Source organism: Sessilibacter sp. MAH3 (assembly GCF_054658275.1).
On the sequence record NZ_BAAGIE010000026.1, the window covers coordinates 58,484 to 66,136 of the forward strand.

The window sequence follows — 7,653 nt, forward strand, 5'->3', positions numbered from 1 at the left end:
TTTACTATTATTAATTTCGTACTTCGTTATGGTTTAGCGTATTGTTTTTACGGGTAAGAAAAAACAACAAACTAATTCCCAATATTCCTGATGCAAGTGAAGCCAAGAGTATGCCCAGCTTGGCTGAGGCAATTAATTCGGTGGTGAACGCCATATTGGCAATGAATATCGCCATAGTAAAACCAATGCCGGCAAGAATACTTGCGGAGAAAACTAAAGACCAATTTAAATCATTAGGTAGACTCGCAATTTTTAAACGAACAGCTAACCAACTAAACAGAGATATTCCAAGTGGTTTGCCTATAAAAAATCCCAAAAAAACCGCCATAGAAATTGAGCTTGAAAATTTCATATTGACAAGATCAATACCTGCATTGGCGAGCGCAAATAATGGCATAATAACAAAACTTACCCAAGGATGAAGCATAATTTCCAAGCGCTCAACGGGAGACAACGCTTCCCGCGCAGCTGCCTCAGCAGTTTTTAATAGCTGTCGATTGTGAATGTTATCACTTAAATATTCTTTAGACGGTGGCATCACAACACAATCAATAATTTTACGAAGGCGTTCTTCACTTACCCACTTAGTCGTCGGTGTCATCAATCCGAGAATAACACCTGTTGCAGTAGCGTGAATACCAGATGCATCCACAAACAACCAAATAATGATACCAACACCAAAAAAAAGCCCTAAATTACGAATTCCGGCTAAAGCCATTAATCGGATAACAACAAAACCAATAAGCGATAATCCAATATAAGAGAAGCTTAATTGCTTACCGTAACCAATAGCGACAACCATAATCGCGCCGATATCATCAACCACAGCGAGAGAGAGCATAAATACACGCAATGTGCGTGGTATGCGCCGTTCTAGTAATGCGAGCCCGCCAATAACAAACGCGGTATCAGTTGCCATCACAGTCCCCCACCCGTGTTGACCTAATTCCCCATGTTGAAAAAACAGGTAAATAAGTGCCGGTACTATCATTCCACCGGTCGCCGCTGATATAGATAACATCGCCAAGCGTGGCTGACTAAAGTCTCCCAGTACAATCTCTCGTTTTAATTCAAGTGCAATTAAGAAGAAAAATAATGTCATTAAGGCATCATTTATCCAATCATGTAAAGTTCGTTCAAATGAATAGCCGTTGATGGTCAAACCAAATGAAATTTTCCAAATATCTTTAAAAAAATCGCCAAATGGTGAATTGGCCACAATTAACGTTAGAACGGTAAAGAATAAGAGTAATAAACCTGCGGCGGCTTCTATTTTAATAAATCGCCTGACAGGTTGTGTCAACCAATCAATGGGGACTGCTGGCAACTGAGAGGGTCGACCTCTATTATTTGAGAGTAAAAGATCGGCTAATTTCTTTATGATGAGGTTTCACTTTATGAGGTTAGTTAAATGTACGAGATTTCACTTTTACTTAGATAGAGTTCATTGTGTATAGATATTTATACGTGACATTTTTTAAAAACGGAGGCATTATTTTATGAACCCCTGACGAGCTCTCTCCCAAATAACCAGAGTTGCCTTTAAATTTTTCACTAAACGCATTTTCAACTGTAACATTTTTAACTGTAAATAGTGATGCTACGTTTTTTAGTCTTGATGATGCTCATTGAAATTCAGGTTTAATTACTAGAAAATTCCATAGCTACTTGTTCAATAAGTGGTTGTTTTTGCATAGTTTTAAAAAGACAATAATCTATTAAATTAACGATTGTCTGATCATAATCATGACCTTGATCAATTCTAAATGCTTCGGGAAAATAACTGGTTCCCATGGTCATTCCAGGGACTAAATTAATTTCCATAAAAAAATATTTTCCAGATTTGTTTGACTTGATGTCTATTCGTGCAAAACCTTCGGCCCCTATTTTCGTGAATACCTCAACAGCAATTCTTCTTACTTCATAACTAATTTGAGGGTCGGTTATTACTTTAAGTACTTCATTGTTTTCATATTTTGTATCTTTGCTAAGTATTCGGCGACCTTGGTTTAACTCTGGTGGTTCTACCTCTACCGCTGAGATAAGAAGTTCTCCGTTTTTTGCGGTTAATATAGCAACTGTATATTCTGCCCCATCTAAATACTCTTCAACGAGAGAAGTTTGGTTAAAGTTATTTTTTAATGACAATACTTTACGCTCAAATTCGTCGAATGAAGATACATATGAATGCTCATCCACACCGTTGCTGTTTGCTGCACAAATAGGCTTTAAAAATAATGGATATTCGAGTGGTAATTCTTTATTACTTTGAAATTCATTTTCGTAAGCTGTGAAAAATAAAGCGGTAGGTACTCCGTTTTCTTTTAAATATTGTTTTGCCAACACCTTGTCAGAATCGTACATTAATATGTTTTTCGACGATCCGGTATATGCTATGTTGTTATTCTCAAAATATTCTGAAAGCCAAACGTTTTCATTGTTCTCAATTGGAATAAATTTAACGGCAATGACAACTAAATCAGGCTTTCTTGTTAACACACCCTCTAGATCCTCCAGTGATTTACAGGAAGAAAGTAGACATTGATGACCCATTTTCAGCACTGAATCAAGGACATTCTGACAAGCTTGAAGGCTGCCGAAACCTGTTTCATTTAGTGCACTATTTGGTGTAGTAACAATTTCTATATTCATAATAGTCCGAAAAGAGAGTGAAGTTAGGCTGATATTGACGAAATCAAGAAAAAATCACGATTGTGCAGTAGAATATACACGAGGCGACAATGATGAAACCAAATTCAGTGCTTCAGTATGCGCTCTAAGAATGAGAGTGTATACATTTATCAAGTCTTTGTTGGAGTTTTTTGCTAAGTTAAGGATAAAAATTTCAGCTCATTGCAAGGTCAGTCGAAGTTATTTATGCAGTTCCACTTTAAGTAAAATATGATTAATTACTTCAGGTTTTAATCAAAAAAAAGAGCTTAGAAAAAATTCCAAGCTCTATAATATTTCGTAAATTTGTCGTTATTGATATGAATAATGCGTTTAATTTTCGATGTAATTTATTGTCTATAGGAAAATCTGATTAACCTAGAGTTTCTCGCGACACAGGGATGTGTCGCCAATTTCAAGAACGGTAAGTGATTGAAATTGTGAAGAAATTGGAAATCACATTTTCAATTTCTGCCCTCTGATTAAATCAAGGATGAGTTAATCAGAGGTTCCTATATAGAAAACTTGTTAATTATTTTCCTTTGGGTAAATGCCATTTAAATACTTAAACAAATCGCTATTGGTTGACAAAACCACAGTAGAGTCTTTATCGATAATATATTTGTAAGATTCCATTGTTCGAGTAAACGTGTAAAAATCTTCACTCGATTTACTTTGGTTGTAAGCGTCAGCATAGATTTCTGCTGCTTTGGCATCTGCAAGACCTCTTATTTTTTCGACTTGCTGATAGGCTTCTGACTGTATTTTATCAAGTTCTCTCACTCTATCACCGCGAATTCTTGCGGCTTCACCATTACCTTCAGATAAAAAGCGTTCAGCAATTTGTCGTCGTTCACTTACCATGCGTTCGTAAATTTTTGGTCTAACACTTTCATTATAATTAATTCGTTTGAAGCGAATATCTAAAAGTTCGATTCCAAAAACTTTAACTTTATTTGCGGCTTCTAAAAAAATTTCTTCTTCTACCAGTTTTCTGCCTTTTTTAATGGGAACAAGTAATCCTACATTTAAGTCAGAATCAGAGCTGCTTAATATTTCAGCTTGGGAAGGCTCTCGATCTTTAGTGGTGCGTATAATTTCGATAAGCTCATGCTTTGCAACAGCGTTGCGTGTCTCACTTCCTAAAATATCATCCAGCCTTGATTGTGCGCTTCTCTCATCTCTTAATCTTAAAAAATACTGTAGAGGATCGACAATACGCCAGCGAGCATATAAGTCTACAGAAATGTAGAGTTTGTCTTTAGTTGGCATGTCAGAAGGATCACCATCCCATTCTAAAACGCGTTTATCAATAACGTTGCTTTCTTGAATAAAAGGAATTTTTATATTCAGTCCAGCATTTACAACAGGTTCACCAACAGGCTTGCCAAATTGAGTAATAATAACCTGCTCAACCTCACTTACCGTATAAAGTCCACTTTTTAAAGCAAATGCAAGAAGTGCTACTATGGTCATGACTAGAGTTGTTTTTATTAAACTCATTGAATGTCTCCGGAATTTCTTCCAAGGTTGAGCAAGGGTAGAATACTATTCGTTCTCTCATCGATAATTATTTTTGACTGAATTCTGGGCAGAATTTCTTGCATTGTTTCTATGTATATCCGCCGTTTTGTTACCTCGGGTGCTTTAATAAACTCAGCATATAAAGCATTGAATCGAGCGCTATCGCCTTCAGCTTCGTTTATTCGCTTTAAACGATAACCATCGGCCTCTCGAATGCGTTGATCTTTTTCACCAAGTGCAAGTGGAATAACTTTGTTGTAATCTCGACGCGCTTCATTAATTAATTTTTCTTTTTCTTGCTGCGCTTGATTTACTTCATTAAATGATTCTTGAACAGGTTTTGGTGGATTGATATTTTTCAGCTGAACTTGGTCAATACTAATGCCCATTGTATATTTTGCTGATAATTCCTGCATTTTAACTAACGCTTCGGACTCTATCTCTTGACGTCCAACAGTGATTACTTCATCAACTGTGCGATCTCCAACAACTTCACGCATCACAGACTCAGACACATACCTCAATGTTTCACTGGCCTCGCGAACTTCAAATAAATATTTTACAGGTTCTGAAATACGATATTGCACCACCCATTCGACTAATGCGGCATTTAAATCTCCTGTCACCATTTGTGTTTCTCGTTCGTTATTGTATCTTCCAGAGTTTTGGTATGGATCCGTTGCGCCCGGAGTGGAAAACCCAAATTCTTGCTTTAACTGTCGCTTAATAGGAACGATGGTTGCTGAGTCGATACCGAACGGGAATTTTAAATGTAAACCCGGTGGTACATTATGAATGTACTTACCAAATCGTTGAATTACTGCGACAGAATCGCTCGGTACAGTAAACGTTGCTGTCCACGCGAGAACACCGGTTAGAAAAACCAGAAGGAGTATAAAAACTTTTGAGGGGCTACCGCCGGAGAGAAATTTTTGCAAAAAGCCAGTTATTTGAGAAAGTATTTTAGCGAGATCTGGTGGAGAATTATTCCCTGATCCCCATGGGGAATTAGAGCCATCGATATTTTTTGGCATGTAGGTTGCCTTTTTATGATATGAGGCGAGAGCATCTCACCTAGATATCATTAAATGGGGACGCTGAGGTAAAAATCAAGGTGATTGTTACAAAGATTACACTTATGAGTATGTTTTATTAATATAACATTAAAGAATAACGCATTGATAAGACCGTTAAGTATGCCTTATTCAATTTTATAACGATAAGCTGCATATTATTCATAAACTAATCGTGATATTTTTCTATCAATAAAAGTAAGCTGAAATACACATTTTCTTTGTTTACCGAGAAGACGGTGTTTAATAATATAATTTTTATTTTTCCATATCTCAACATTGTTGAGAGCGTGGCTTTAGTGAAAATGTTAATGAATTAATCTGGCAATATTTACCTAAATATCAAGATATAGATGGTCTGATACAACTTCAGTACAACCAAATAGCCATGCAACTGAACTAACAATCACGAAGATGCTTACAGCGTAAAACTTCAGGAAAAGTATTTAATAAACATTAACATTTTTTTGCGCAGTGCAAGCTTGAAATTAGGTTGTTGCTCCAATTCACTTACCTATATTCCTTCAAAAAATTTATTGAGAATTACCTTTAAAAACAGACATGGTTATCCAGTGTCAGTTTCAAAAATATTCCAAGATATTTCTCTACGCCAACTACGATATTTAGTTTTAATGTATAAAATGGAGCGGCATATAAATTCATACTAGTTTGGTATGTTATGGCTGTTCCCAGCTAAAATCCGATAAACTATTTTTCACCTTTTTAACATTTTTATCGGTTACTTTACTGAGCGAGCTATATCTGGCGAACATAGCGAATAAACCATAGAAGAGCAGTAAGCACTATACCAGAAACACTAAAAGTAAATTAGTTCAGTGGAGAATGAGCTCTTTGTGGCTGAAACGAGGTTGGGCAATTTGTTAGGCATTTCATTGCAATGTAAGTCCTAAAAACAACCCATAAAAAATAAGAATGTGGCCGAGGTGTGATTTTATACCCTGAGTTTTTAATATAAGCCCTGAAGCTATAAATGAGGCGCCAAATATTAGGAACCATACAGCATAAGTACCTTCCCAGTAACCACACGCAGAATTATTTACATCACATACCAAACTTCGGAAATGAATGACCATAGAAAGAACAATAAGTAGAGTGCCAAACCCGATTTCGCCTCGGCTTATCCATAATTTTATTTTTTGCACTTCTTTATACCTTAGATATTTTGTATTTTTTAACGATTTGAGAGCATATATCGTTCTGATTGTTCTTTTACAGTAGTTAATCGGCTTGCTATATTTTCCGTTGCACATAACTTTGCACATCCAAGGGCTTTCCGCCTTGTAAATAATAACCGTCTAGGCCATAAGCCATTTGTTCAAGTGGCGCATCGTTGTAACCGTAATTTTGAATCTCATGGATGTAACGATTGATAAAACCCTGTGCACCCAGAAGGTTCCACTGTACGACATGAACAAGCTCGTGAAAATGTAAACGTAATACGTCGGCACAACGCGGAAGAACATAATAGGTATTCTTGTATGTTATTCCATTCACGTCCATGTTGATAAAATCATCAAGACCAGCTTCTCGAAGCTCTGGAAAATTCGGCTTCGGAATTTTTTCCAAAACAACAAAGTATGAGTCGGCTAGAAAATGTTCAGAATAAAAGCCAGAAAATTGCCGACTAAATATTGCGCAAGATTGTCTTTGCGCTTGATATTTAGCGTTAATGGAATCAATCCATGCTTCAATTTTATTGATCATAAACTCTCCAAATAAACTTAATCTTTTACCGAGGTGCTAGCACTTAGACTACCTCAAGCATACATTGGCTGATTTATAAGCAATTACCCGTTGCTGTAAAAGAGGCTCTCTCTACCACCTCTGTATCGCTTAACTTTATAGTGATTATGTAATGCCATTTGTCGCATACAAAGTTGCTGGTGTCGCTAGTTTCCGTAACGGTTAGCAGTCTCTGCGATTCGTCCAGCATCGGTGCATACTCTGCGTATCGTTCTTGAGCACCGGCAAGATTGATTTTTTCTGTATTTAAAAAGGCGATTTCATTCTTCCAAAATTCCGCCCTCTTTCGGTCTTTACTCTCCAACCCGCATGATGCGAGTAATATCGGTAGGATAAGAATAGAAAGATATTTCATAGGTAATTTAACGTTCTAAAAGGAGTAATTATAAAACGCAAAGTCATAAATTAACTGCGTTATTTTTCTATTAATGAAAATAGAAAAAAATTTAGTGGGTAAAACTATATACCCCAGTATTTTACTTCGACTTTATGGCTACATTTATTGCACACTAAAATTTGAGTATATTTTCTTGGACCTTGATAAAAAGTGTAGTGGTTTAATAATCTCGTACCAGCTTGTAGGGTAAACTGCCCCAAACAAAGGAACCTACAAATGGCCTAT

5 protein-coding genes are annotated in these 7,653 nt (G+C 36.4%); all 5 read right to left on the reverse strand.

The window, feature by feature from the left end; genetic code table 11:
- Positions 1 to 10: 10 nt before the first annotated feature.
- Entirely contained in the window at positions 11 to 1,327 is a 1,317-nt protein-coding gene (gene nhaA / locus ACYQ2C_RS14795; RefSeq protein ID WP_460103881.1) for a Na+/H+ antiporter NhaA, read from the reverse strand.
- A 314-nt stretch (positions 1,328 to 1,641) separates the two neighbouring features.
- Positions 1,642 to 2,652, reverse strand: coding sequence for an ATP-grasp domain-containing protein (locus ACYQ2C_RS14800; RefSeq protein WP_460103882.1), 1,011 nt, complete (start codon positions 2,650 to 2,652; stop codon positions 1,642 to 1,644).
- Positions 2,653 to 3,198: 546 nt separating this feature from the next.
- The gene (gene hflC / locus ACYQ2C_RS14805) at positions 3,199 to 4,173 is read right to left on the reverse strand and encodes a protease modulator HflC (protein WP_460103884.1); all 975 of its coding nucleotides are present in this window, start codon (positions 4,171 to 4,173) and stop codon (positions 3,199 to 3,201) included.
- A complete protein-coding gene (gene hflK, locus ACYQ2C_RS14810) occupies positions 4,170 to 5,228 on the reverse strand; it encodes an FtsH protease activity modulator HflK (RefSeq protein WP_460103886.1) in 1,059 nt (352 codons plus the stop codon). Before hflK ends, hflC begins: the two co-directional genes overlap by 4 nt.
- A gap of 1,290 nt (positions 5,229 to 6,518) precedes the next feature.
- Positions 6,519 to 6,992 (reverse strand): hypothetical protein, encoded by a 474-nt coding sequence (locus tag ACYQ2C_RS14815; RefSeq protein ID WP_460103888.1) that lies wholly within the window; start codon positions 6,990 to 6,992, stop codon positions 6,519 to 6,521.
- Positions 6,993 to 7,653: the final 661 nt, after the last annotated feature.

Coding starts and splice junctions, on each gene's coding strand:
- ACYQ2C_RS14815 (WP_460103888.1), bottom strand. CDS start 6,992: ATGATCAATAAAATTGAAGCATGGATTGATTCCATTAACGCTAAATAT.
- hflC (WP_460103884.1), bottom strand. CDS start 4,173: ATGAGTTTAATAAAAACAACTCTAGTCATGACCATAGTAGCACTTCTT.
- hflK (WP_460103886.1), bottom strand. CDS start 5,228: ATGCCAAAAAATATCGATGGCTCTAATTCCCCATGGGGATCAGGGAAT.
- ACYQ2C_RS14800 (WP_460103882.1), bottom strand. CDS start 2,652: ATGAATATAGAAATTGTTACTACACCAAATAGTGCACTAAATGAAACA.